General features: G+C 64.7%; 20 protein-coding genes and 1 pseudogene. 10 read left to right on the forward strand and 11 right to left on the reverse strand.

Annotation, left to right across the window (positions count from 1 at the left end; all coding sequences use genetic code 11):
* Positions 1–5: 5 nt before the first annotated feature.
* Entirely contained in the window at positions 6–248 is a 243-nt protein-coding gene (locus QME84_08525; protein MDI6874308.1) for an AbrB/MazE/SpoVT family DNA-binding domain-containing protein, read from the reverse strand.
* A gap of 157 nt (positions 249–405) precedes the next feature.
* Here QME84_08525 and metG point away from each other — a divergent pair, with 157 nt between their 5' ends.
* Both metG and QME84_08535 read left to right on the forward strand, forming a co-directional pair.
* Entirely contained in the window at positions 406–1,938 is a 1,533-nt protein-coding gene (gene metG / locus QME84_08530; GenBank protein MDI6874309.1) for a methionine--tRNA ligase, read from the forward strand.
* The gene (locus QME84_08535; protein ID MDI6874310.1) at positions 1,935–2,759 is read left to right on the forward strand and encodes a TatD family hydrolase; all 825 of its coding nucleotides are present in this window, start codon (positions 1,935–1,937) and stop codon (positions 2,757–2,759) included. Before metG ends, QME84_08535 begins: the two co-directional genes overlap by 4 nt.
* A 15-nt stretch (positions 2,760–2,774) precedes the next feature.
* Here the strand turns inward: QME84_08535 and rsmI are convergent, their stop codons facing one another.
* Positions 2,775–3,632, reverse strand: a complete 858-nt coding sequence (gene rsmI, locus QME84_08540; protein MDI6874311.1) for a 16S rRNA (cytidine(1402)-2'-O)-methyltransferase — start codon at positions 3,630–3,632, stop codon at positions 2,775–2,777.
* Between the two features lie 291 nt (positions 3,633–3,923).
* Positions 3,924–4,262 carry a hypothetical protein gene (locus tag QME84_08545; GenBank protein MDI6874312.1) on the reverse strand — a complete coding sequence of 113 codons (339 nt, stop codon included), beginning with the start codon at positions 4,260–4,262 and terminating at the stop codon, positions 3,924–3,926.
* Positions 4,263–4,828: 566 nt separating this feature from the next.
* On the opposite strand from QME84_08545, the gene QME84_08550 reads away from it, so the two are divergent.
* From QME84_08550 to otsB, 5 genes are all read left to right on the forward strand, one after another.
* Complete coding sequence (locus QME84_08550; GenBank protein MDI6874313.1) at positions 4,829–6,967, forward strand: DUF5719 family protein; 2,139 nt, start codon at positions 4,829–4,831, stop codon at positions 6,965–6,967.
* A 460-nt stretch (positions 6,968–7,427) separates the two neighbouring features.
* The gene (locus QME84_08555) at positions 7,428–8,195 is read left to right on the forward strand and encodes a zinc ribbon domain-containing protein (protein MDI6874314.1); all 768 of its coding nucleotides are present in this window, start codon (positions 7,428–7,430) and stop codon (positions 8,193–8,195) included.
* Between the two features lie 212 nt (positions 8,196–8,407).
* A complete protein-coding gene (locus tag QME84_08560; protein MDI6874315.1) occupies positions 8,408–9,358 on the forward strand; it encodes an SDR family oxidoreductase in 951 nt (316 codons plus the stop codon).
* 331 nt (positions 9,359–9,689) lie between these two features.
* Positions 9,690–10,154, forward strand: coding sequence for a hypothetical protein (locus QME84_08565; protein ID MDI6874316.1), 465 nt, complete (start codon positions 9,690–9,692; stop codon positions 10,152–10,154).
* 274 nt (positions 10,155–10,428) lie between these two features.
* Positions 10,429–11,202, forward strand: a complete 774-nt coding sequence (gene otsB / locus QME84_08570; GenBank protein MDI6874317.1) for a trehalose-phosphatase — start codon at positions 10,429–10,431, stop codon at positions 11,200–11,202.
* Between the two features lie 27 nt (positions 11,203–11,229).
* Here otsB and QME84_08575 read toward each other — a convergent pair whose 3' ends face one another.
* Entirely contained in the window at positions 11,230–11,946 is a 717-nt protein-coding gene (locus QME84_08575; GenBank protein ID MDI6874318.1) for an ABC transporter ATP-binding protein, read from the reverse strand.
* A 283-nt stretch (positions 11,947–12,229) separates the two neighbouring features.
* Positions 12,230–13,474 carry a glycosyltransferase gene (locus tag QME84_08580; protein ID MDI6874319.1) on the reverse strand — a complete coding sequence of 415 codons (1,245 nt, stop codon included), beginning with the start codon at positions 13,472–13,474 and terminating at the stop codon, positions 12,230–12,232.
* A 345-nt stretch (positions 13,475–13,819) separates the two neighbouring features.
* Between QME84_08580 and QME84_08585 the strand changes: the two genes are divergently transcribed.
* Together QME84_08585 and QME84_08590 are read left to right on the forward strand one after the other, a co-directional pair.
* Complete coding sequence (locus QME84_08585) at positions 13,820–14,335, forward strand: nitroreductase family protein (protein ID MDI6874320.1); 516 nt, start codon at positions 13,820–13,822, stop codon at positions 14,333–14,335.
* A 119-nt stretch (positions 14,336–14,454) separates the two neighbouring features.
* A complete protein-coding gene (locus tag QME84_08590) occupies positions 14,455–16,044 on the forward strand; it encodes a trehalose-6-phosphate synthase (protein ID MDI6874321.1) in 1,590 nt (529 codons plus the stop codon).
* 5 nt (positions 16,045–16,049) lie between these two features.
* Here QME84_08590 and QME84_08595 read toward each other — a convergent pair.
* A pseudogene (locus QME84_08595) lies at positions 16,050–16,364 on the reverse strand (nucleotide sugar dehydrogenase).
* A 416-nt stretch (positions 16,365–16,780) separates the two neighbouring features.
* Here QME84_08595 and QME84_08600 point away from each other — a divergent pair.
* Positions 16,781–17,554 (forward strand): NAD+ synthase, encoded by a 774-nt coding sequence (locus QME84_08600; GenBank protein ID MDI6874322.1) that lies wholly within the window; start codon positions 16,781–16,783, stop codon positions 17,552–17,554.
* 120 nt (positions 17,555–17,674) lie between these two features.
* Here QME84_08600 and QME84_08605 read toward each other — a convergent pair whose 3' ends face one another.
* The 5 genes from QME84_08605 to QME84_08625 form a co-directional block, all read right to left on the reverse strand.
* Positions 17,675–18,364: a response regulator transcription factor gene (locus QME84_08605; protein MDI6874323.1), complete on the reverse strand. Its 690-nt coding sequence runs from the start codon at positions 18,362–18,364 to the stop codon at positions 17,675–17,677.
* A gap of 257 nt (positions 18,365–18,621) precedes the next feature.
* Entirely contained in the window at positions 18,622–20,247 is a 1,626-nt protein-coding gene (locus QME84_08610; GenBank protein MDI6874324.1) for a PocR ligand-binding domain-containing protein, read from the reverse strand.
* Positions 20,248–20,663: 416 nt separating this feature from the next.
* Positions 20,664–22,064 carry a 2-hydroxyacyl-CoA dehydratase family protein gene (locus tag QME84_08615; GenBank protein MDI6874325.1) on the reverse strand — a complete coding sequence of 467 codons (1,401 nt, stop codon included), beginning with the start codon at positions 22,062–22,064 and terminating at the stop codon, positions 20,664–20,666.
* 61 nt (positions 22,065–22,125) lie between these two features.
* On the reverse strand, positions 22,126–23,271 hold the full coding sequence (locus QME84_08620) for a 2-hydroxyacyl-CoA dehydratase family protein (GenBank protein ID MDI6874326.1): 1,146 nt from the start codon (positions 23,269–23,271) through the stop codon (positions 22,126–22,128).
* Positions 23,272–23,424: 153 nt separating this feature from the next.
* Positions 23,425–25,050 carry a hypothetical protein gene (locus QME84_08625; protein MDI6874327.1) on the reverse strand — a complete coding sequence of 542 codons (1,626 nt, stop codon included), beginning with the start codon at positions 25,048–25,050 and terminating at the stop codon, positions 23,425–23,427.
* Positions 25,051–25,165: the final 115 nt, after the last annotated feature.

Consider the following 25,165-nt stretch of genomic DNA (forward strand, 5'->3'; position numbering starts at 1 on the left):
TCAGCCTACTTGCGCTTCAGCTCGTTGATGCACTTCTGGCAGACGCGGTTCCCCTTGAAGGTGCGCAGGTTCTCCGCACTCCCGCAAAGCACGCAGCCCGGCTTGTACTTGACCAGGACGATCTTCTCCCCGTCGACGAAGATCTCGATGGGGTCACGCTCCTTGATGTCCAGGGTCCTGCGCAGCTCCATGGGGATGACTATCCTCCCCAGCTCGTCGATCTTCCTAACGATACCCGTCGCCTTCATGTCTCGCCCACCCTTTCCTCGTACTCCCGGCCCTCGAAGCCGGGTTCTTACCATCTTTATCCTTGACAACAGCCGCTCATTCCAGGCTTATAATTATATGAACGTCCAGAAAAGGATGTCAAGAAAATTTTACCTTTTTTTGCATGGGAAGGAAAAAATGAACAAATCGTACTACGTGACCACGCCCATTTATTACGTCAACGATATGCCTCACATCGGCACCGCCTACACCACGGTGGCCGCCGACGCCCTAGCCCGGTACCACCGCCTGAGGGGCGAGGAGGTCTTCTTCCTCACCGGCACCGATGAGCACGGCCAGCACGTGGCTCGCGCCGCGGAGCGCCACGGCGTGTCCCCCCAGGAGTGGGCGGACCGCATGGTGGTGCACTTCACCGAGGTCTGGGAGCGCCTGAACATAAGCAACGACTACTTCATCCGCACCACCGACCCCAAGCACGTGGAGGTGGCCCGCAAATTCATCCAGCTCCTCTACGACAAAGGGGACATCTACCTGGACACCTACGAGGGCTGGTACTGCGTACCCGACGAGTCCTTCTGGCTGCCCTCACAGCTGGTGGACGGGAAGTGTCCTCAGTGCGGGCGGGAGGTAGAGATAGTCCAGGAAGAGAACTACTTCTTCCGGCTTTCCGCCTACGCCGACCGGCTACTGGCCCACATCGAGTCCCACCCCGAGTTCGTGCAGCCGGAGATCAGGCGCAACGAGGTCATCAGCTTCATCAAGCAGGGACTCACCGACCAGAGCATCAGCCGGAAGACCATAACCTGGGGGATACCCCTGCCCTTCGACGAGAGCCAGGTCATGTACGTGTGGTTCGACGCCCTGCTCAACTACATCAGCGCCATCGATTACGGTCTGGACGAGGAACGCTTCCGGCGCACCTGGCCCGCCGACGTCCACCTCATCGGCAAGGAGATCCTCCGCTTCCACGCCATCGTCTGGCCGGCCATGCTCATGGCCGCCGACCTGCCCCTGCCCCGCCAGGTCTTCGCCCATGGGTGGCTGACCGTGGAGGGGGAGAAGATGTCCAAGTCCAAGGGCAACGTCATCAGCCCCCACGAGCTCATCGACGAGTACGGGGTGGACGCCTACCGCTATTACTTCCTGCGGGAGTTCTCCTTCGGGTACGACGGCAACTTCTCCCGCGAGAACATGACCGGGCGCTACAACGCCGACCTGGCCAACTCCCTGGGGAACATGGTCAGCCGGGTGCTGGCCATGGTGGAACGCTACCGCGGCGGGGAGGTCCCGGAGCCCTCGGGCCGGGAGGAGGAGCCGGACGCCGCGCTGCGCGAGAGCGCCGCCCGTGTCTTCCCGGAGGTCGACCGGAGCATGGAGCGGCTGGCCTTCAACGAGGCCCTGCAGGCCATCTGGAATTATCTGGCAGCCATCAACCGCTACGTGGACGAGACCGCCGCCTGGGACCTGGCCAAGGATCCCGCGCTGTCCGGGAGGCTGGACACCGTTCTCTACAACATGGTTGAGGCGGTGAGGCTGACCGCCTTCCTGGTTGTCCCCTTCCTCCCGGTCACCGGCGAGGGCATCTGGCAACGCCTGGGCTTCACCGATTCCATCCACACCCACCACCTCCCGGAGGCCGCCGCCTGGGGGCTCTTCCCGCCCGGGCAGAAGGTCTCCAAGGGAGCGCCCCTCTTCCCCCGCAAGAAATGAGTGCACCGGGCAGGAGACCGGGAACGCCGGCAGACCCGGACGGTCCTCTCCGGGAGGGAGAGCGGCACCGCGGCCTCTTCCTGGTGGATACCCACGCCCACCTGGACCTCCTCGAGGAGGAGGTGGGCAAGGCCCTGCACCAGGCCCGCGAGGCGGGAGTGGCCGGGGTGGTCACCGTGGGCATCAACCTGGATTCCAGCCGGAAGGCGGTGGAGATGGCCCGCGTCCACCCCGATGTCCGCGCCGTGGTCGGCGTCCATCCCCACGAAGCCGGGAACCTGGACCGGGAGACCCTGCGGGAGCTGAAGCGCCTGGCCGCGCACCCCGCGGTGGTGGGCATCGGCGAGACCGGCCTCGATTTCTACCGCAACCTGTCAGCCCGCTCCGACCAGGAACGCGCCTTCCGCACCCAGCTCGAACTGGCGTGCGAGCTGGCCCTGCCGGTGGTGGTGCACGACCGGGAGGCCCACGCGGAGACCCTGCGTATCCTCGAGGAGTACGCCCCCTTCGAGGGCCGTCTGGTCATGCACTGCTTCTCCGGGGACCTGGGGATGGCCCGGGCCATCCTGGACCTGGGAGGGTACATCTCCGTGGCCGGGCCGGTGACCTTCCACAACGCCGCCAGGCTGCAGGAGGTGGTACGCCGGATCCCCCTAGAACGGCTGCTCATCGAGACCGACTGCCCCTTCCTCTCACCCCATCCCTACCGGGGGAGACCCAACACGCCGGAGCGCCTGGTGCTGGTCGCCGCCAAGGTGGCCGAACTCAAGGGCGTGCCCCTCGAGAAATTACGCCTTTCCGACCCCTTCACCCGGGAATGACTCCAGGGGGAGGATTCAATCGGTTCGCCACCTCCCCTCCCTGCGCTCCAGCCAGGCGCGGTAGACGTCCCTCTGGGAGACGCCGTGTCTCTGGGCCACCGCCCTCACCGCCTCTCGGGTGGGCTCCCCCGACAGAACCAGGGCAGAAACCTCGTCCGCCAGCTGCGCCAGGGGCGGTGCTTCCCCCTCCTTTCCCGGGGCCAACACCAGGACGAACTCGCCCCGGGGCCTCCGCTCGCGCAGGGCTTCGAGGAGCTCATCCGCCGTGCCCCGTAGAACCTCCTCGTGAAGCTTGGTCAGCTCGCGAGCGAGGACCACCTGCCTTTCGGGAGCCAGCTCCGCTATGTCGCTCATGGTGTCCAGGATGCGGTGGGGAGCCTCGTAGAGGACCACGGCTTCCCCCTCGCCCAGCAGGCTCATCAGGCGCGAACGTCTCCTCGTCCTGGCCGGAGGCAGGAATCCCTCGTAGCGGAATCGCGCGAGGGGCAGTCCGGAAAGGGCCAGGGCCGCGGTCAGGGAACTGGGGCCTGGGACCACCTCCACCTCCAGGCCTCGCCGGACGCACTCCTCCACGGCCCGGAAGCCTGGGTCCGCGACCCCGGGCATACCGGCGTCGCTCACCAGGGCCACCTTCTTTCCCGCCTCCACCTCCCGGGCCACGGCCTCCGCCTTCTCCCGCTCGTTGTGCCCGTGGTAGGAGGTGAGGGGGGTGTGGATGTCGTACCGGCTGAGGAGCTTGCGGGCCCGCCGGGTGTCCTCGGCGGCTATGAGGTCGGCCTCGCGCAGCACGCGCAGGGCCCGGAGGGTGATGTCCTCGAGGTTCCCAATGGGGGTGCCCACCAGGTAGAGCCTGCCCCGGCCGCCTTCCGCCATGCTCTTACGTCCCCCTTCCCGGACCGATCCCGGCCCCGGCGCCCGTACCCAACCTGTACGGACGGCAGGATCGCGACAGGACTATTCTATCCCCCGATATTGCCGGCGATGAAGTATGCCGAGAAGCGCGTTGCGCAAAGCACCGGCAGCAGCCCGGTATCACCAGGGTTACACGTGCCGTCCGTGCTCTATCTGGGATACCTTCCTTCGGTTCGCGGCTTCTTACGGGAGGATCAAGGGAACGGGATAAGGTTTCGGTGTCGCCTATGCTACATGGAGGAGAAAGGTACTTTAGGATGTCCCGCCGTGCCGGGCCAGCAGTTTTTCCACCAGCTCGAGCTGGACTTCGTAGTCCAGGTAGGGGGCCAGTTCGGCCAGCCGCCTGAGGATGCGCGCCGTGGCGTAATACATGTAGATGGGCTGCGGTCGGCTGTCCAGCCGGCAGCATATCCCGCGCTCCGTCAGCTCCTCGAGGGACCTCTCCACCTCCTCCTTCGACCTACCCAGGCGCATCCCGATCCTTTCCGCGCTGTCCACGGTTCCGGGATTGTCCTTGAAGAAGGTGATAAGTTCGAGCTTGATGCGGTCGATATCCGAATCGCGTACGATGAACTTCCCTATCCTCGCCAAGTCTGCACCTCGGAGCTATTCTTTTGCGCTTAACCTCCGGCCCGGACACCACTCGCGCGGCCTTGCGGGCATGGTCTTCCCTCACCCGCTCCCCCGCTCCGCAAGATTCATACCTTTCCTCACCTTGAAAAAATCTTGTTTATTAATCGGCAGGAGGCCACTTCCGCTTTACCATCTCCCTCGAAGTGGTTGGGAATACGGATAATGTTGCAGGGTTTCTCCCCGCCGCTCCCCGGCCGTTTAGTTACTGTCATATGCTCGTTAAACGTTGCCCTTGGCCGGCTGACGGGGGTCCCTGTTGCCGGGCCCCCGATTTGGCCGCGGTGAAGGGCGTGCCACCGATTTGGTCGGCTGACGGATGCCGTTCGTCCCTGCAGGCACTTTTGAGTTGAAGAAGGTTGAGAGACCACCCCGTCATCCTGGCGAAAAACACAGGTTGACAGGATGAAGGGAGTTACTGGGTCCTTGTCGCCGGGCCCGGCGTGGACGATAATTTAGCCTGACCCATCCCGTTACGTCCGAGTCGAAAGTCGGAGCATGAGAACGGCAAGCCGGAGTCGCAGGACATGAACAGGGAAAGCTACCGCATAAGGGCTACCCGCCCGCGGGCGGGGAGGAGGACACGCCCTGCGCTTCCCACGGCGTCGAGGGTCCTCCTGCTTGCGCTCCTTCTTCCGGCGCTCACCCTGGCACCGGTACCATCCGCCCGCGGGGAGAACCGCCCCCTGCCCCCCCGGGACGCCTGGGCCCGCGACCGTCCCGACGACGGCGGGCAGAAGGTCGACCTGGGCTGGTCGGAAAGCCCCTCGCCGGGTATCGCCTCCTACCGCGTGTACAGGTCGGAGAGCCCCGGCGGTCCCTTCCGGCTGGTGGGAGTGAGGTCCACCGACGCCTTCGTCAACTACCTGGGCTACGTGGACACCGGGCTAACCGACGGGGTTACCTATTACTACCGGGTGACCGCGGTGAACCGGCAGGGAAGGGAGAGCGAACCCACCCCCGTGCTCTCAGCCGTACCCGAGGCTCAGGTCTTCCAGGCCGCCGTGACCATCCGGAAATCCATGGTCGTATCCCTGGCCGAACAGAGGCTGTACTGCCTGGAGAACGGGCGCGTGGTCTACGTGTTCCTGGTCTCCACGGGGACCGCCTCCAAGCCCACGCCGACGGGGAATTTCCGCATCCTCTACCATGACTACGTTCACCCCATCCCTAAGTATCCCGGCACGGTCTGCTACTACTGGATGGGCTTCTACGAGGACTACGCCATCCACGCCTGGCCAGTGTACAACGGGGTGCAGGGAGATTATTCCAGCCTGGGGCGCCCCGCCTCGAACGGTTGCGTGAGGCTGGACCCCCGACTGGCCCACATCCCCTATTACTGGGCCCCCGACGGGACGCCCCTGTCCATCATCCCGGGTCGCTTCCAGCCGCCCCCTCCGCCCGTCCGGGGCGGCCATGTTGCGGCCAGCGTCGACAGTCCCTCCCAGGAGTGGTACTTCGCCGAGGGGTTCACCGGGGCGGGCTTCGACGAGTACATCCTCATCCTCAACCCCGGGGAGGAGGCCGCCCGGGTGGAACTGGACTTCATGCTCCCCGACGGGAGGGTGGAGGGGCGGGAGTACCTGGCCTCGCCCCACAGCCGGCTCACGGTGGGAGTGGATTCCATCCCCGGCCTGGAGAACACCGAGGTGTCGGCGCGGGTGACCTCCGACCGCCCGGTGGTGGCGGAGAGGGCCATGTACTTCGATTACCTGGGCAGGACGGGAGGACACGCCGCCGTTGGCTCACCCTCCCCGTCCACGCAGTGGTACTTCGCCGAGGGGTTCACCGGGGCGGGCTTCGACGAGTACATCCTCATCCTCAACCCCGGGGAGGAGGCCGCCCGGGTGGAACTGGACTTCATGCTCCCCGACGGGAGGGTGGAGGGGCGGGAGTACCTGGCCTCGCCCCACAGCCGGCTCACGGTGGGAGTGGATTCCATCCCCGGCCTGGAGAACACCGAGGTGTCGGCGCGGGTGACCTCCGACCGCCCGGTGGTGGCGGAGAGGGCCATGTACTTCGGGTATCCCTCCGGTGACGACGGCCATGCCTGCACCGGCGTTTCCGAGGCCTCCACGCAGTGGTACTTCGCCGAGGGGTTCACCGGGGCGGGCTTCGACGAGTACATCCTCATCCTCAACCCCGGGGAGGAGGCCGCCCGGGTGGAACTGGACTTCATGCTCCCCGACGGGAGGGTGGAGGGGCGGGAGTACCTGGCCTCGCCCCACAGCCGGCTCACGGTGGGAGTGGATTCCATCCCCGGCCTGGAGAACACCGAGGTGTCGGCGCGGGTGACCTCCGACCGCCCGGTGGTGGCGGAGAGGGCCATGTACTTCGGGTACCCGGAATGCCCCGGCGGACACGCGGAGACGGGCAGGACGCAAGCTTCCTCCCGGCACTTCCTGGCGGAGGGTTACACCTCCCCCTTCTTCGAGACCTATCTCCTCTTCCAGAACCCCGGCGATTCCGCCGTCACCGCCGACGTTTCCTTCCTCAAGCCGGACGGCACGGAAATCCGCGAGGAAATCGCCCTCGGACCCCGCAGCCGGGGGACCCTCAAGGTTAACCAGATCCCCGGGTTGGAAGGGACGGAGTTCTCCGTGGTGGTGACGGCCGACGGCCCCATCCTCGTGGAGCGCTCCACCTATTTCAACTACCCGCGCTGAAGTCCGACGGCTCAGCCCGGCCGGACCAGGCGCCGGAGCTGCCCAGCATGTGGCCAGGCCGCGTCTTATATGATATGAAGCGTAAAGCGGTGTGATCTCCGGACAGGACGTGACCGCTACCTTTACGCGCCGCCTCGACGGCGGACGAAGGCGAAGGGTCGGTGGGAGTAGAAGTATTTATGGGCCGGAGGGAAGGCTGCCCCGGCATCCTCATCCCGGGGGCAGGCGCGAGAGGAGGGGAACGGAAAACGACCCGAGCGGGTAGGGGACGGCGAGGCGTCGACGCGGGCGCGGCACCCGGGATGAGTGGGTGAACGTGCGGCGAGAGGAGAGGTCCCCGCGCTGCGTTTCCCCTGTTCAAGCAAGGGATGAGGGACGGGAAACGGGACGGGGACAGGTAAAGCATGACGAAGCGACAAGACGAGCAGGTACACGGCAGGAAGTGGTGGAGGTATAGGAGTTGATCTGCCCGGAATGCGGAACCTACCAGCCGGACAGGGCTAAGTTCTGCGGGTTGTGCGGCACGCCGCTTTCCCAGGACGGCCTGGTGGAAAGCTTCCTTCGCCAGGAGCCGGAGGAGGATATCGTCCTGCCCCGGCACCGCAGCCCCTGGTTCTACCTGGCCGTCTTCCTGCTCCTGTCCGCCGCCCTTGCCGTCCTCGCCGGTGCCGTCTTCCTGGTCTACCGGACGGTGAGCGGGAACCGCGAGGGAAGCGAGACGGCGGAGGAGACGCAGGAGAACACGGCCAGCTTTCACCACCCCGAGCTGGGCTTCGGTCTCACCTACCCGGAGGACTGGAACCTGGAACAGGGCTTTCCTGCCGGCGACGAGCTGGCCGCCCTGCGCGTGGTCCTGACTTCCAGGAAATTTATGGAAGTCAAGGTCCTGGTCCTGGATCCCGTGGTCACCGTGGGAGGCCTGGAGGGCATCCGCGAGTACTTGGAAGGGGAAGCGGAAGAGCAGGTGCGCTCCCTCGGCGGCACCGTCCAGGATACGGAGGCCGAGCTCTTCACCTATACCCGGGCCGGGGACATGCCCGCCTTTTACCTGGAGTTCGAGGCTAATCTCCTGGGGGAAAGGACGGCCTTCATCCTCTGCTACGTGGTGGGCGGGAATTACTGTTTCCGCTTCGAGGGTCGCGCGCCCTACGACGAGTACCGGTCCGTGCGCCCCCTCTTCTGGTCGATCATCGACTCCGTGTACGAGAACGCGGAGGCGCAACGGTAAGGCCGGGGCGGCCGGGTTCCACGCCCGCGGCGCCGGGGGCTCGCGGCGAGGGGCGCCTCCACCGGAGGAAGCGAGGGGTGGGATGCGCGGACCTCTGGCCGCCCCGCGTGATACAGAAGGGCAAGGGATCGGTGGTTCCGGCCGGGGATCCCGGCAAACGGGAGGTACCGTGACGGCAACATGGTAACATATTCCATGAGGAGGTGAGCCCGGTGCGCATCCTGGTAACGGGAGGAGCCGGCTTCATAGGTTCCAACCTGGTGGACGCCCTCCTTCGGGACGGACATACGGTGACCGTAGTGGATAATCTTTCCACCGGGAAGTTCGAGAACCTGTATAACGTTAAGGAAGCGGCACGGGAAAACCGCTTCGCCTTCTTCCACACCGACATCCGCGACGATTCCCTGCTGGCGGCCTTCCGGAACCGCGAACAGGAGGTGGTCATCCACCTCGCCGCCCAGCCGGACGTGAGGGTCTCGGTGAGGAACCCGGTTATGGACGCGGAGGTCAACGTGCTGGGGACCATCAACGTGCTCCAGCTGGCGGTGAAGAACGGCGTGAGGCGGTTCATCAACACCAGCTCCGGTGGTTGCGTGTACGGGGAACCCGAGTCGCTGCCCGTCTCCGAGGACGCGCCGCGGCACCCCGACTCTCCCTACGGGGTGAGCAAGAACGTGGCCGAGGAATACCTGCGTTATTACCAGCGCGCCCACGGGCTCTCCTATTGCACCCTGGCCCCGGCCAACGTCTACGGGCCACGCCAGAATCCTTTCGGTGAGGCCGGCGTGGTGGCCATCTTCATTGGCCGCATGCTGGCCGGCGAGGCGCCGGTCATTTACGGCGACGGGGAACAGACCCGGGATTTCGTCTTCGTGGAGGACGTGGTGGAGGCCTACCGGGCGGCGCTGACCAGGGGGGACGGCGAGTTCATCAACCTGGGAACCGGGGTGGAGACCTCGGTCAACCAGCTCTACCGCATGCTGGCGGACATCCTGGACTTCGAGGGGGAACCGGAATACGCGCCCCCGCGCCAGGGGGAGCTTTCCCGCATCGCCCTCAAGGCGGAGAAGGCCGGCGAGCTCCTGGGGTGGAAGCCCCGTACACCTCTTTCCGAGGGACTGGCCCGCACCGTGGAGTGGTACCGCCAAAACCTACGGAGGTAGGGCTTGGCCTTCATTGACCTCCACTGCCACATCCTGCCGGGCCTGGACGACGGCGCAGCTGAAGAGGAAGAATTCCTGGCCATGGCCCGGGTGGCCCTGGAGGGAGGCACGGGGATCATGGTGGCCACTCCCCACTGGGACCTGGAGGAGAGGTCCACGCCATGGGATTTAATCCCTCCCCTGGTGGAGAAGTACAGGAAGAAACTGGAACTCGAGGGGCTGGGCCTGGAGCTGCTCCCCGGGGCGGAGATACGCCTGAACGCGGGGCTCTACCGCCTCGCCGGGGGGAGGCGGCAAAAAGGCTGCCCTGGCCGGAAACGGCAGGTCTCTCCTGGTCGATTTACCTCTCATGGACGTTCCCGTGGGCGCGGAGGAAACCATCTTCCGGCTCCAGCTTCACGGCTGCACACCCATCCTGGCCCACCCGGAACGCAACCGCCGCCTGGCGGACGACCTGGCCCTGCTGCGGGACTTGGTGGACAGGGGAGTGGAACTGCAGGTGAATTCGGGCTCCCTCCTGGGAACCTACGGGCGCACCGCCCGGCGCGTGGCAACCGCTCTTTTGCGTGAGGGCCTGGCCAGGCTGATGGCCTCCGACGCCCACCGGGCCGTGGAAAGGCATCCCGACCTTTCCGAGGCCTGGAAGAAGGTCCGGGGGCTGCTGGGGGAGGGGGCGGCAGACGTCCTGCTTCGGGAAAACCCACGGGCGGTGCTGTACGGAGAGGTCCTGCAACCCCTTCCCCTTCCGGGCTCCACCCGGCGCAGCCTAGTACGCAGGCGACGGTCCGGTGGATAGGATAACGCTTAAGGTGGCCACGGAGGACATCCCCCGCGCCTTGCCTCGCCCCGTGAGGGCCATCTTCATCCATGCCCCCAGCTCCCGGGGCTCGAACTTCCCCCTGCAAGAGCACTTCCAACCCCGGAGGCGTTGCGCCGGCGGGCGTCGATATATACCATCAGGGAAAAATCGAGGTTGACGGACTCCAGGCCCGTAGTTCCCGCCCCGCTCCCTCGTGGAGGTGATCCCGGGCCACGGGCACTGCTCAGAGTCGGAACGACGGAGGAGGGACATGGAATCCACCTGGACGAGAGATTTCCGGAACGACCCCCGCCACAGCGGGATATTCCTGGACTTCGACGGGACCATAAGCGACATCGCTCCCTCCCCCGGCGGCGCCGTCCTCCATCCCCGGGCGGCCGAGCTCCTCCCCAGGCTGGCCAGGCACTACCCCCTGTGCATTCTCTCCGGCAGGCGGGCCGCCGACGTGGCCTCCCTGGTGGGAATGCCCCATGTCCACTACGTGGGAATCCACGGCATGGAGTGGCTGGAGGGAGACGAGCCGCGCCTGGATTCGGAAATACTGCCCTACCTTCCGATCCTGGACCGAGCCCGCGGGGAGATCCGGGAGGTCCTGCCCGGGCTGCCCGGGGTGACCCTGGAGGATAAGGTGGCCTCCCTCACCCTGCATTTCCGGGAAGCCCCCCGGAGCGAGGAACAAGCGGTGCGCCTGGCCGAGGGGCTGGCCCTCAGACTGGGGTTGCGGGTGAGGCGGGGGCGCAGGTCGGTGGAGATACGGCCGCCGGTGGAGATCGACAAGGGCACGGTGATCATCCGGCTGGCCCGGGGCTGGAAGTTGCGCCGCGGCCTCTTCGCCGGCGACGACCTGACGGACGTGGACGGTTTCCGGGGCCTGCGCCACCTGATGCGGGAGGGTGGCTTCGAGGGGGTGGCTGTGGCCGTCCTTTCCGAAGAGACGCCGGTGGAGTTGGAGGCGGTGGCCGATCTGACCGTGCAGGGACCCGAGGGACTGCTCGACCTCCTCACGGAGCTCGTAGTGGATTGAGGACGCGATCCCGGCCCGGCCGTCGAGTTACCAGGTGAGCTCCATGGCGTCCTTGGGGTTTTCCGTCTCGATGATCTCCGCGATGCGCCCGCTGTGCAGGCGTATCGTCCGGTGGGACATCTCCGCGATGGCCGAGTTGTGGGTCACCAGGATGATGGTCTGCCCCTTCTCCCGGTTGATCTCCTGCATGACGCGCAGCACGTTCTTCCCCGTCTCGTAATCCAGTTCCCCGGTGGGCTCGTCGCAGAGGAGGATGGGCGGATCCTTGACCATGGCCCTGGCAATGGCCACCCTTTGCTGTTCCCCTCCCGAAAGCTGGCTGGGGAAATGGTTGGTACGCTCTCCCAGCCCCACCATCTCCAGGGCCTTCCTGGCCTTGTCCCTGGTGTTGTCCGAGACCAGCTCCAGGGCGAACTCCACGTTCTCCAGGGCGGTCAGGGTGGGGATGAGGTTGAAGAACTGGAAGATGAAACCTATCTGGGTACGCCGGTAGTCGGTGAGGCTCTTCACGTCCAGCCCGGAGATGTCCCGACCGTTGACCACCAGGCGCCCGCTGCTCACCGTGTCCATACCCCCGATGAGGTTGAGGAGGGTGGTCTTCCCGGAACCGCTGGGGCCCAGGATGACCACGAATTCCCCCTCCCGGATGACCAGGTCCACGTCCTGGAGGGCCCTTACCTCCGTCTCCCCCAGGGAGTAGACCTTGTTCACCTTCTCGAAGACGATGATCTCCCTGCCGTTCATTCCCGAATACAACGCCGCCCCTCTTCCCGCCTCACCGGCTTTCCTCCACCCGGCATAAACCGGCCGCCGTCCGGTCCTTCCCTCCGTCCTTCTTCCCTCCGTCCTTCTTCCCGCCTATCGCGCGTCCGCTTCCAACTCTTCCCATTACCCGTCTTCCGGACGTGTCTTGAGCGGCCGGACCCCGCTTCCCGCCGACCTCATGTTCACCCGTGCCGCTCCCCGCCCACCGACTTGCCTCCTTCCGCCGTCCTTCCCCCGGTATATATCGGCCTCTTAGCCCCCGTCATGAGGTCAGACGGCGGAAAAGCCTCAGGTAGTCCAGGAGGTGCCGGGTGCACAGGAAATTCCGCCTCACCTTCTCGTGGCCCGCGTCGCCCATGCGCCGGGCGGTATCGGGGTTCTCCAGGAGAAGGCAGACCTTCTCCGCCGCCTCCTCGATGCGGTCCACCAGGAAACCGTTCACCCCGTCCTCCACCTGGAGCAGGATGCCCCCCACGCGTCCGGCTACCACCGGCTTCCGCTTCCACATGGCCTCGGTAACCGTCAGCCCGAAGCCCTCCCGCAGGGACTTCTGGAGCACCACGGTGGCCATGGCCTGGAAGGCGCTCACCTCCACGTTCCCCACCCCCTGCTGGTTGGAGAGGAGGAAGATGTCCGGGTCCCCGGCGCTGTACTCGAAGGTCTTCTGGTAATAGTGCCACCCCTCCGGGTCATCGTCGGCCATGGAGGCCAGGTAGACCAGCTGCACGTCGGGATGCCTCCTCTTGACCTCGCGGTAGCAGTCCACCAGCCCGAGGGGGTCCTTCCAGGGGTCGAAGCGTGACACCTGGAGCATGATGGGTCGGTTCTCGTCCACCCCGTAGCGCCGCGCGATATCCGACTGCACCCGCTTCTCCGGGATGATGTTCTTGGCGCTGAGAGGGTCTATGGAGGGCATGATGAAGGCCACGTGGGGCACAGCCAAGGGAGACTTCACGTAATCCTTCATGGTGAAGACGGCGGCGTCGTAACGGTCGATGTAGGCCTTGAGGAAGCTCCAGGCATCCTCCCGGGCGAAGGTGGAGTCGATGTGGCACCTCCATATCCACCTGGCCTTGCGGTAAACGGTGCCCTCCAGGGCGGCGATCATGGCGCAGGGCTGAGGGTCGTGCACGATGACGAAATCGTATTCCCCCTCGAAGCGGGAGGCGTTCTCCTCGCACACGGATAGGTATTTTATCTTCATCTCATCGGTGATGGGTATCTCCATCCCCTGCAGGGCGTTATGGAACAACTTGGTAATGGTGAAGAAATCCTGGTCCCCGTGGATGAGACGCCATTCCGCGTCGAGCCCCACGCTCTCCATCAGGGGCACCAGGGTGTAGAGCATCTCCGCCACCCCTCCCCCGTGGGCCGTGCTGTTGATGTGCACCACCCTCGCCCCCTTCAGGGAACGGGCCAGCGTCCGGATCTCGTCCAGCACCTCCTGGTCGGCGAGGCCTCGGTACTGCTCTATGTGGCGGGGCTGCACGGGTACCCTGGGCAGCATCTCCTCCTCCTTTGAACCCTCGCGTTCGGTCGCGGCAGCGCCCCTCCACCAGCGCTGCGACCTCGGACCTGAAAACGCCTGGCCTCCGAAAAATCCCTTCCGGAAAACAAGTGTAATTGTATACCAACCGTGGCTTTATCACCCCAGCCCGCGCCGGGGACGCACTCGACGCGCAGCGCCTTTGCCGCTCTCGCCGGAAGCTTCCCGCCGCGGCAGCAGCGCCGCCCCGCATCGCCTCCGGGTACGGCATGCAAAACCTACGGCCCTGCCCGCACATGTGTTAGATTCATAGGTGCACGCCTTCGGTCCGCAGGAACGGGAAAACGAGAGGGAGGCGATGAGGACATGGTGATGAGGGTCTTCGAGGAGAGGAGGAGCATCCGCAGGTACGGCGACCGCCCGGTGGAGGAGGAAAAACTGCAGGCCGTCCTGGAAGCCGCGCGCCTGGCCCCCTCCTGGGCCAACATGCAGTGCTGGACCTACATCGTGGTCCGCGCCGGGGCTACCCGGGAGGCCATCTCCGCCACCCTAGAGAAGAACCCCGCCCAGAAGGCGGTAGCCACGGCCCCGGTGCTCATCGTGGCCTGCGCCGACCCGGAAAAATCCGGAAAAGTCAAGGATCAGCACTATTACCTGGTGGACATCGGCATAAGCCTGGAACACCTCTGCCTGGAGGCCTGCAACCAAGGCCTGGGGACCTGCTGGATAGGGTGGTTCGACGAGGACCGGGTACGTTCAATACTGGGCGTCCCGGAGAACATACGCATCGTGGCCATGACCCCCCTCGGGTACCCGGCCGTCTACCCGGAGGCCCGGGGCCGCAAGCCCCTGAAGGAGATGGTACGCTACGAGAGGTGGTGACGATCGAGCCGCCGGTGCAAACCGGGCCGTTTGACGGCGCGGAGGATAGCTTTCCATATAATGTCAATTCATTATAAAGGCGGCCGGGATGCTGTTATACTTTAGGCAGGGAGGTCGCCATGGAATGGGACGAGCTGGATCTGGAGACGGTCACGCCGCGCCAGGTCCGGCAGTACCTCAGGGACAAGTACGTCATCGTGGCCTCCAACCGGGGACCGGTGGAGTTCCGCCGGGACCCGGAGGGGAGGATAAGACCCTACCGGGGGGCTGGCGGCGTGGTGACCGCCATGTCCACCGCGCTCACGGCCACCGACGCGGTGTGGATATCGGCGGCCCGTACCCGGGAGGACGCGCTGGTGGCCGGCAGCGCTCCCGGGCAGCGGCTTCCCATGCCTCCCGAAAGACCCCAGTACTGGGTGAAGTTCGTGACCCCCGAGCGGGAGGATTTCCACCAGTACTACAACGTGATCAGCAACTCCCTCCTCTGGCCCCTCCAGCACTATCTCTTCGACATCACCCGCCGCCCCTCCATAGACGATACGGTCTACGAGGCCTGGAAGAACGGCTACCGGAGGGTCAACCGGCTCTTCGCCGAGGAGATAATCAGGGAGATCCGCTCCACGGACAAGAAGCCCCTGGTCTTCCTCCAGGATTACCACCTCTTCCTCTGCGCCGCCTACATCAGGAGGCGTGAGCCGGAAGTCCTCATCCACCACTTCACCCACTGTCCCTGGGTCCAGCCCGACTACCTGCGCTTCCTGCCCCAACCCATGCGCAGGGAACTCCTTCAGGGGATGCTGGCCAACGACGTCCTCGGGTTCCACACCCACCACTACGTGAATAATTTCCTGCAGTGCTGCCGCGAGGCGGAAGCGGTGCGGGCCTCGGTGGACGCCAAGAGGAGGGCGGTCCGCCTCGGCGACCGGGAGACCCTGGTGCGGCATTATCCGATCTCTATCGATCATGAGGCCCTGGAAAAATCTGCCAGCAGACCCGATGTGCTCTTTCACCGGGAGAGACTGCGTTCCCTGGCCGGAGACCGCAAGCTCCTGGTGCGCGTGGACCGGGTGGAGCCGTCCAAGAATATCCTCCGCGGCCTGCAGGCCTACGAGCTCTTCCTCCGCCACAACCCCCAGTGGCACGAGAGGGTGGTGTTCGCCAACCTCCTCTATCCCTCCCGGCTGGACCTGCCCCTCTATCGGGACCTGAAGAGGGAGATCGAGGAGTTTTCCCATTCCATCAACCGGGAATTCGGCACCCTGGAGTGGGACCCGGTCCACCTGGAGATCGAAGACAACTACCCACGGTCGGTGGCCGCTCTGCGGGAATTCGACGTCCTTCTGGTCAACCCGATCATCGACGGCATGAACCTGGTCTCCAAGGAAGGGGCGGTACTCAACGCCCGCGACGGGGTGATCATTCTCTCCGTAGGCGCCGGCGCCTACCAGGAGCTCAGGGGAGGTGTGCTTCCCGTGAACCCGCTGGACGTGGCGGAAACCGCCCAGACCATCCGGAAAGCCCTGGAGCTCGGGGAGAGGAAGAGGAGGGCCATGGCCAGGGCGGCCAGGGAGGCCGTCCGGGCCAACACCTCCTTCAAGTGGTTCGTGCAACAGATGCGGGCCCTGCGCTACGTGGAGAGGCAGCGCGAGGAGGCGCACCGCCGGCCGGAGGGCTTCCCCGCCCTGGCCCCCTACGAGAAATTGACTTAAGCCCGACTTACCTTCCCCGCCAGCTCGATGAACTCGGTCTGGAAATCGTACTCCCTGGCCTTCCAGGAGAGGTAGTATGGATCCACGGGGATGCAGTGACCGCCCAGCCCGGGCCCAGGCCAGAAGGGCATGAACCCGAAGGGCTTGGTGGAGGCCGCCTCGATGACCTCCCACACGTCCAGCCCCATGCGGTCGCAGAGCATCCACAGCTCGTTCACCAGGGCGATGTTCACGCCGCGGAAGATGTTCTCCAGGAGCTTGGCCATCTCCGCCACTTCCGGGGAACTCACCCTGACCGTCCTCTCCACGAAGGAACCGTAGAACCTCCGCCTTCCGTCCTTTTCAGCCCTGCTCTGCACGGTTGCCCCGGAATGACGGGGATTGCCGCCCGGTGAAAGCTTACCCGTCCCGCTCCGCGGACCGCAAGGCCGAGCTTCTCGAACGGGGGATGGCTTACAATATCCATTTATTGGCATCATCCTCCCCTTCCCGGCTCCCGGAGGAACATGATGCCGATACCCGGCGCCCTCCACCGGCATGCCCTCCTAATGGAGGATACACCTTGCGCCGCGTATCCCTTCACCATGCGTCCCTCCTCATTGGGCCGGCGGGGTACGGCAAGGCGGGGTATGGTATTATTCAGAAAGATTAGCCGAGATCGGGAATCGGGGGGCGGCCGCGCCCAGGCGGTCGCCGTCTAAGGGTGTGGCGTTGGAACACGCTTGGGAGGTCCGGGATGAAAAAGCTGCCCGAACTGGATGCACAGAAAGCCCTGCCCCGCCTGCTTAACTTCATACGGGAACGCACCGCGGCGGCGGGTAAGACCCGGCTGGTGATCGGCCTCTCCGGCGGCATCGATTCCGCCGTCTCCGCCTACCTCGGGGTGCGGGCGCTGGGCAGGGAGAACCTCACCGCCTTCCTCCTCCCCTACCGCACCACGCGACCCGAATCACTGGAGGACGCCCTGCTGGTGGTCGAGGAACTGGGCATCGAACACCGCCGCATTGACATCACCCCCATGGTAGACGCCTATTTCCAGTTCTTTCCTGAAGCCGATCCCAAGCGCCGCGGCAACTTCATGGCCCGCTGCCGCATGGCCGTGCTCTACGACCAGTCCGCGGCCCTGGACGCCCTGGTGCTGGGCACCGGCAACCGCACCGAGGCCCTTCTCGGCTACACCACCCTCTGGGGGGACATGGCCTGCGCCTTCACCCCCCTGGGAGGCCTGTACAAGACCCAGGTCAGGCAGCTGGCCGCCTTCCTGGGGGTTCCGGCACGGATAATCGACAAGGTCCCCACCGCCGACCTCTGGGAGGGCCAGACCGACGAGGGCGAGATGGGGATTTCCTACGCCGAAGCCGACCTCATCCTCTACCACCTTTACGACCTCGGCTACCCGGAGGAGAGGGTGGTGCGCGAGGGCTTCGACCCCCGGGTGGTGCGCAAGGTGAAATCCATGGTGGAGGCTTCCACCTTCAAGAGACGCATGCCTCCCTACTGCGAGCTCTGAACGTGTCCCGGAAGCTGAAGATCCTGGAGGTCTGCAACCTGGACCGCTTCGCGGCCGCTCCGCACGGATAAGGCATCAATCCCTTTCCGTGCCTGCGGTCAAGGAAAGGGATTGAGCCCATTATATTCTTGAGCTGAGGAAGAGTTTTACCGCCGCGGTACGGGATACCACTCCCAGCTTGCGGTAGATGCCGGAGATTATCTTCTCCACCGTCTTGGTGGATATGAACAGGCTGGCGGCGATGTCCTTATTGCTCATCCCTTCGCTCATCATGGCCAACACGTCGTACTCGCGAGGGGTGAGGGTATCCAGGGGCCCGCTCCCCGCGGCATCGCGCCCCTCCTCGCGCAGGGAAGCCACGATCATGTCCAGCACCTGGGGGCTGAAGGCCTTCTCCCCTCGTACGGCCCTGCGCACCGCCTGCACCAGCTCCGATCCGGCGGCCTTCTTCAGGAGGTAACCGTCCGCGCCCACCTGGAGGGCCCGATGGATGTACTCGAAGTCCTCGTACATGGAGAGCACGATGACCTTCATCTCCGGAAAGCGGGCCTTGAGGAGCCGGCAGGCCTCGATGCCCGACATGCCCGGCAGCTTGATGTCCAGGACCACCAGGTCCGGTCGAAGGCGGTCCGCCTTTTCCAGGCATTCCTTTCCGTCCGAAGCCTCCCCCACCACCTCCACGTCCCGCTGCTTCTCCAGGAGTGAAGCCAACCCCTCGCGGAGAATGGCATGGTCGTCGGCCAGAAGGACCCTTATTCCCGACCCTTCTTTCCCTTCTCCTTTTAATGCAGGATGCTCCTCGTGTGCCATTCTCCACCTCTCCCAGATCCGTGGTCGATTCTTCAATTACTGGGTATACGCCCCATTCCCGGGTGTTATGGGAGTCCTTCTCCTGCCGCCGACTTTCTTGTTCCCGCTTCCCGTTTTCTCCATTTCCGGGCCCCTCTTGCCGTCACTTTTTCACATCATCGCGCACTTAAGGCCGCCGCGAACGACTTCCTCGGGGTTCCGTTCGACGGGCCGCGACCGCCCTTTGCCGCTTGGCCCGAAGGCGTTGGGGACCGTTTTCAATCCTCCAGGGGTACGTGCACCGCAACCGTGACTCCCCCGTTCTCGGAGAAGACGCGGAAGTTCCCGCCCACTTGGGAGGCCCTTTCCCTCATGTTGACCAGCCCCAGGTGCACCTTCCCGTCCTCCACCGGGGGAGAGAAACCCCGGCCGTTGTCCATCACCAGGAGGTCCACGCCCTCGCCGTCCCTTCCGAAGTACACCGTGGCGCGGGTGGCACCGGAATGCTTGACCACGTTGGCCAAGGCTTCCTGGGCGATGCGGTAGAGGTTTATCCTCACCTCCCCGGGCAGCTCCCCCTCCTCCCCTCTGACCACCAGGCTGAAATCGATGGGGTGATCGGCGTTCAGGCGGCGGACCAGGTTGCGCAGGGCCTCCAGCAGCCCCAGGTCGTCCAGCATGTGGGGGTGCAGGGAGGCGGAGATGTCATGCAACTTTTCCATGACCTGAGAGATGGACTCCGCCGCGGAACGCAGGTGGCGGCGGGCCTCCTCGGGGAGGCCTTCCTCGGAGAGGGCCATCTCCAGATTCACCAGGGCATTGGTGAGATGCTGGCCCGTGTCGTCGTGGAGGTCTCGGGCCACCGCCGCCTTCTCCCTCTCCTGGATCTCGGTGACCGCCTGGAAGAGGGAGCGCAACTCGAAGTTCTTCTGCTCCAGCTCACGGTTCAGCCGGTTGTTCACAAACTGTTTATAGCTCATCTCCGTGACCGAGCGGGCCAGGGCGTTGACCACCGAGAGAAGGAACTCCACCTCTTCCAGTTTCACCGTGCGCACCTTCTTTAGCGAGGCCAGGAGGGGCGCGGGGTCGATGCCCAGCTCCTCCGCGAGTTTCCGGTATCTCTCCGGATCGGGAGGATCGGAGAGGGAAGCGTCGCCGCTGATCATGCCCACCATCTCATCGCCCAGGATGAGCGGGGCGTCGAAACAGATGAAGCCGGCGTGGCAGATGCGCACCCGGGGAGCCATGGATTTCTTCAGCTCCGCGAGCCCCCCGATGGCCGAACCGTAGCAGCGCATCACCCCCTCCAGGGAATCGATGATCAGCTGGCAGTGCTCTCCTCCGGTGGAGCTCACCACCACCGGCATGCAGTCCATGTCCAGGACCCAGAGGCGCACCCCGGTGATGCGCGCCAGCTCGTCCACCAGCTCCTGCAGATACTCCACGTCAAGGACTTCCGTGAAGGCTATATCCCGAAGCCGAAGGGGCTCGATAAGCCTACGATATTCCTCCGGGGGGGAAAGCACGTGGATGCCCATGAGGAACCGACCCACTCCCAGGGTCCAGAGCTCCATGAAGGAACCGAGTATCTCCAGCCTCAGCCTTCCCTCCCCCACCAGGGACAGGAAAACGGCCCCGAATTCCTTCGCCGTTTTCACCGCGCCGAAGGCCGCGAGATCGGAAGGGTCCCGGAAATGGAGTTCCATGAAAGGCCGGGAGCGGTGAGGGTCCACGAGGGACATTCGGCCGTCCTGCTTCATCCCCGCCGCGCATCCCCCCGGTGCGCAGACCTTGATGCAGGCCCCGTCCTTGAGGGCTCCCACGGCGCCTCGGATAGGACTTTCCTCGCATATGAAAAGCCTCTCCGCCAGGTCCTCCAGGAGCCCCTGCACTTCCCGGCCCATGATTCTTCCGCCTTCTTCTCCGTGGACCTCCACATCCCTGACCAACCTCGAGACCCGGGTAACTCCGGCCACCTGTTTCCAGGCCTTGACGGGTCACTCCCCTCCGGCCTTCCTGCCGGGTCGCATACCCGCTCCCATCATCCCGTTCATCGCGTGACCGGCGAGAGGTTTTCCCCCGCACCAGAATCCGGGGCCGGCTTCCTTGTTTTCACCGTGTTCACCGGTTCGAGGTCACGTGCGTTCAACAATTTCATTATAGGTCACCGGTGGAGGGCGCCGCTTTCTTCCGCATCGTTCTCCAGTGGGCGGCAGGGAGAAAAAGGAGATCCTCACTTCCGGGTAATCCCGGAATCGGACAGGGACTATGCCTGACCGGCCGCGGGCCTTACCTCAAAACCCCTCCCTTTCCGCTTCCCTCAACGTGCCCGCGCCGCGCGACGCCCCTTTCTCTTGACCACCGTGTCCACGAACTCCTCGATGAGCTCCTGGAGGGTCTCGATGGGGGTCATGCGCCGGATCCAGGAGTCGCCCTGCAGGATGAGGGTGGGTATTCCGGCCCTTTTCATGAGCTCGTTGCGCACCATCGAGGCCGCGCTCCAGGTCTGCTTGCAGCTGTGATGCCCGCAGTAGATGCAGCAGTCCGCGTTCAGCTCCCTCGCCGCCCAGGTGATGTCCTCCAGCCATTGCACGGACATGGAGGGGGCGCCCATCTGCCGGGTCATGGGCATGTTGCGGGCCGCCTCCGCCAGCCCGGTAAGCATGCTCTCCCGGGAGGAGACGTCGATCACCTGCGGGAAGAGGAGGTCCAGCCCGTCGCCGAGGTGAGTTATGCCATTTTCTTCCATCCAGTTGAAGAGCCCGGCCATGTCGAAGTAATAACTGGTGTAGGTCCAGAGGCTTCGGGCCACCTCCTCCGGCGCCGGGTACTCGCCTTTCTCCAACCTCTCCTTGGAGGTCTCCACCATGGAACGCATGACCTTCACCGCCTCCTCCGTCCCCCACATGGTGTAGCGTACCCCGTAGGTCATGAGGGAGAAGGCGTTGGGAACCGGGCAGGGCGCGAACTTGTGCAGGTCCCAGAGCTCCCAGTAGAGCTCCGAGGCCTGGTTGGCGTACTCGATGACCTGACGCATGCGCTCCTCATCCAGCTTCTCCTCCAGGAACTCCTCCAGGTCCCGGATGAGGGCCATGAAGTAGCGGTAATACTGCCGTATCCCCCGTTCCGTGTTGTCCACCGTCTTCTCCAGGAAGAAGAGTGGGATGTCCAGATAGCGGGCCAGGAACTCGTGGGTCTTGGAGTTGATGTCGCAGGAGGCGAAACAGTCCGAGATCACCGCGTCGGGCACGAAATCGGATTCTGTGAGGCAGGAACCCACCTCGATCATGTTGGCCGAGCAGGCGAAGTCGGGAAGCCCCAGGCCCATGGCGTAGTCCCAGTACCTCTCCCCCTGTCCCTCCAGGGCGGCCACCCCCAGGGTGGAGAGGACCTCGCTAGTGATGGGCCAGGCGTTTTGGAAGCAGTGGATTATCTCCGGCGGGAAGTTGAAGGGGACCAGGAGCACCTTCCTTCCCTCCCGCTTGGCGCGATGGGCTCCGTCCAGCCAGGCCTTCATGAGCTTCAAGAAATCCAGGCTGGATCGTCGCACGCGGGGGACCAGGAAGGCCCGCATGGTGTTCCGGAGGTCGGAAGGAAGCAGGCGCGCTACCCCCTCCACCTCCTCGTCGCTCATCTCGTAGGGCAGCATGTCCACGATGGAGAAAATTTCGTAGACCCTGTTGATGAGCCCCTCGTAGGGGTTGAACTGTCTCACCGTCATCCCTCATTCCCCCTTCCACGCCCTCCGGCGGCGGTAGGAACAGCCCACCGGACCGGCATTTTCATCGGGCGGCTTCCGCCCTCTCTGCCGTCTTGCTTCCAATTCTTTCCAGGAATGCCTGTACGCGCGTCCGGATGCGGCCGGCATCCGCCGGCGAACCGTAATCCTTCTCCAGTACCAGGACAGGGATACCGTTTTTTTCCAGATCCTGGCGAAGGGACACGGATTCCACCCCATGCAGGTCGCAGAACTTGTTGTAGGTGATGATGGCGCCGTCCACACGAGCCTGCCTCGCCCGCTCCAGGATGAAGTCCCGCCGCCGCTCGTACTCCGTGAACATGCGCGGGCAGAAGAGGTTCCCCAAGTACTTCTCGGCCAGGTAGCGCAGGGGTTCCTCCACGCTCTCCCCTTCCCGGCCCCAGAAGGAGCGGGACCCGTAGCAGAGGGCATCGGCCACCACCAGCCCTCCCTGGTTCTCGATCTCCGCCACCAGGTCCACTTCGTCGGTGGCGCTCCCCAGGAGGAGCAGACGGGCGCGCCCCTCGATCGCCGGACCCCTCGATTTCTCCTCCACCAGGCGGTCCAGAAGAGAGAGGAAGTCGGCGGCGCGCATGGAGGAACCGGTGCAGATCACCTGTAGGGCCTCGGCTCCGCTCAGCCGCGGCCTTTCCCCCTCCCGAAGCAAGTAGAGGTCCTTCAGCCTGGCCTGCACCTGGTTCACGGTGCCGATGGCCTCGCGGACGGCGTCATCGGATATTTCCACCCCGAAGTGTTCCTCCAGGGCCAGGCGGAGGAGGCCGAGCTCCTCGGTGAAATATTCCAGGGAATCCTGGCGCACGAAGTGCGGGACCTTGAGGTAGTGGAAGAAATCATATTTCTTTGCGTACTGCCAGTTCTCGAACATCCCCCGCAGGTGGTCACAGCCGTTGGTCTCGATGAGTCCGTCCAGGAAATCGTAGGTGCCGTCGAGTCCGAGCTGCAGGCAGGAGCGGCAGAAGCGGCAGTTGAAGCGGGCCAGGTAGGAATCCCCCAGCTCGGTGTCCGGATGCCCGAAGGCCTTGATGCGGTAGGGCAGTATTCCCGCCGCCTCGATTATCTCCACCGGAGTAGCCACGCAGGCGTACCCCAGTACCTTCCCTCCTTCCTCCTTCCACCGCCGGACGTAATCCGTGAAGATGTCCGAGGATCGCCGCTGCAAACTTTCCACCCTATTCACCCCCAAACGTCTCCGGGGCTAGCTTCCCCTCCCGTCCGGAGAAGGTTCCGGGTTCTATCCCCCGGCCTGTCCGCTCATGCGAAAGGCCTTGACCTCCATATCGATCCCTGTTCCTTTTCGGACTTACTTCCGAACTTACCGGATTCAGCCTGCTTGGCAATTATTACCATATACTCTCCTCGCCCTCCACCTCCTGCGCAACCGCCACAGGGCCAACAGCCCTGCCACGGCGCCGCCTAAGGCCAGGGTCATTTTTTTCATCCTTTCCCCTATCCGCGTCTCCCGCATGAAAGTCTTCATCAGAGGGAGGGCGAAACCGGCGGCTGCTCTCCTCAACTCCCTCCCGTCCACCGCCGCCAGGGTGCGGGCCGCCTTCTCCGCCAGCGCTCCCGGGTTCTCCTCCAGCCAGCGGTTGACGGCGGCGAGGGCCGCGTTTATCTTCTCCCCCAACGCCTCCGGCTGCATGGCCTCCTGCATTCCAGGGTCGGAGAGGAGGGCGTCCCGGGCCTGGAACAACATGGACTTCCCCGCCTTCGCCAACTCCTCCCGGTCCAGGGCGGAGAGGATCTCCCTAAGGGTCTCCCCGGCCAAGTCCGGTGCCACCTGGAAGGTCTTGTTGAGGATGGCCGCGTTGTAATTTACCACCCGGGCCAGCTCGCGCGGCTGGAACGCCTCCCGGTAATGGGAGACCATGCGCTCCACCCCCTCGGGGGGAAGCTCGGCGAAGCGGCGCAGGAACTCCGCGGTGGCGCGCAGGGCGGCGTTCACCGCCGTGTACATGACACCGGCCACCCGGGCCGTGCTCTCGGGGGTGGCGTAGAGGTACTCGGAGACTACCTCGCCCACCACCTTGCCGTCCTCCCCCAGGGCAACCAGGGCCTCGCGAAGCTTTTCCCCGTCCACGACGTCCACCGCCCGCCGGCTCACCCGGCGCAGGACGTCCTTGAAACGCGGTTCGTCCCTTCCCAGCACCAGGTTCCCCCGGTGCAGGGTGATCACCAAATCGGAGAGGGCGTTCACCAGCCCCCCGATCTCCACCTGGTCGATATCCTCCAGGAGCTGGAAGACGGCGTTGGCCAGTATCTCCGCGGGGAGCTTGAGGCCCTGCAGGGTGCGGGTGAGCACCCTGAGCAGGTAGTTGACTAGGGGCGGCACCACCCCCAGCAGGTTGGAGAGGGCCACGGGGTTGGCGAGTGGCGGTTCCCCGGAGAGCTCCCTCCTGCGCCTCTCGAAGTGTCCGGTGAGGCCCACCCTCACCTTGCCGAAATCCGCCGTGTTCCCCACCTTTTTCAGGGCCGGCCCCACCGCCTGCAGGACGGATTCTGCCAGCGATCCCAACCCCGCCAGGAAGGCATCCAGGGCCTCGCGGTCCTCGAGCAGGAGCTCGTTGACCAGCGGAGCGTAAGCTCCGGGTATGGCCTTGATCTTTTTCAGGTCCAACTCCCGGCCCATGCGGGAAAGAAAATCCCGCAGGATGTCCCGGGTGAAGTTGTTCAGCTGGACCCCCAGTTCCAGCAGGGCCTCCGCCAGCCAGTTCACCACCCTGGGGGAGCTTCCCAGGATACCCATGGAGAACCCCACGTCCTCCCAGAGGAAGGCCCTGACCGCCTCGCGGGCGGAAGCGGGATCCAGTTCCCGGAGATGGATATTCACCAGTTCCTTGAAACCCGGTGAGCGTATCAGTTCCCGCAGGATTCCGGCCAGGGCGGCCTCGGAAGACCCCTCCTGACCTTCAATATCAACCTCTACTTTACCTTTAATATCATCCATACCCCATCCCCCTCGTCGTCTCAGCTTGAGAGTGGGAGGCGGAGGTCACCAACTTTCGCGCCATGTCCCTCCATCCACACTCCGCCACCCAACCTTGACACCCGCCTCTGCATGC

The organism is Actinomycetota bacterium (genome assembly GCA_030019255.1).
Lineage (GTDB): Bacteria > Actinomycetota > Geothermincolia > Geothermincolales > RBG-13-55-18 > Solincola_A.

Excerpts from the sequence above, each read along its gene's own strand:
- metG (MDI6874309.1), top strand. The coding sequence starts at position 406 with ATGAACAAATCGTACTACGTGACCACGCCCATTTATTACGTCAACGAT.
- QME84_08525 (MDI6874308.1), bottom strand. The coding sequence starts at position 248 with ATGAAGGCGACGGGTATCGTTAGGAAGATCGACGAGCTGGGGAGGATA.
- otsB (MDI6874317.1), top strand. The coding sequence starts at position 10,429 with ATGGAATCCACCTGGACGAGAGATTTCCGGAACGACCCCCGCCACAGC.
- rsmI (MDI6874311.1), bottom strand. The coding sequence starts at position 3,632 with ATGGCGGAAGGCGGCCGGGGCAGGCTCTACCTGGTGGGCACCCCCATT.
- QME84_08585 (MDI6874320.1), top strand. The coding sequence starts at position 13,820 with ATGGTGATGAGGGTCTTCGAGGAGAGGAGGAGCATCCGCAGGTACGGC.
- QME84_08550 (MDI6874313.1), top strand. The coding sequence starts at position 4,829 with ATGAACAGGGAAAGCTACCGCATAAGGGCTACCCGCCCGCGGGCGGGG.
- QME84_08605 (MDI6874323.1), bottom strand. The coding sequence starts at position 18,364 with ATGGCACACGAGGAGCATCCTGCATTAAAAGGAGAAGGGAAAGAAGGG.
- QME84_08625 (MDI6874327.1), bottom strand. The coding sequence starts at position 25,050 with ATGGATGATATTAAAGGTAAAGTAGAGGTTGATATTGAAGGTCAGGAG.
- QME84_08610 (MDI6874324.1), bottom strand. The coding sequence starts at position 20,247 with ATGGGCCGGGAAGTGCAGGGGCTCCTGGAGGACCTGGCGGAGAGGCTT.
- QME84_08535 (MDI6874310.1), top strand. The coding sequence starts at position 1,935 with ATGAGTGCACCGGGCAGGAGACCGGGAACGCCGGCAGACCCGGACGGT.
- QME84_08575 (MDI6874318.1), bottom strand. The coding sequence starts at position 11,946 with ATGAACGGCAGGGAGATCATCGTCTTCGAGAAGGTGAACAAGGTCTAC.
- QME84_08600 (MDI6874322.1), top strand. The coding sequence starts at position 16,781 with ATGAAAAAGCTGCCCGAACTGGATGCACAGAAAGCCCTGCCCCGCCTG.
- QME84_08580 (MDI6874319.1), bottom strand. The coding sequence starts at position 13,474 with ATGCTGCCCAGGGTACCCGTGCAGCCCCGCCACATAGAGCAGTACCGA.
- QME84_08615 (MDI6874325.1), bottom strand. The coding sequence starts at position 22,064 with ATGACGGTGAGACAGTTCAACCCCTACGAGGGGCTCATCAACAGGGTC.
- QME84_08590 (MDI6874321.1), top strand. The coding sequence starts at position 14,455 with ATGGAATGGGACGAGCTGGATCTGGAGACGGTCACGCCGCGCCAGGTC.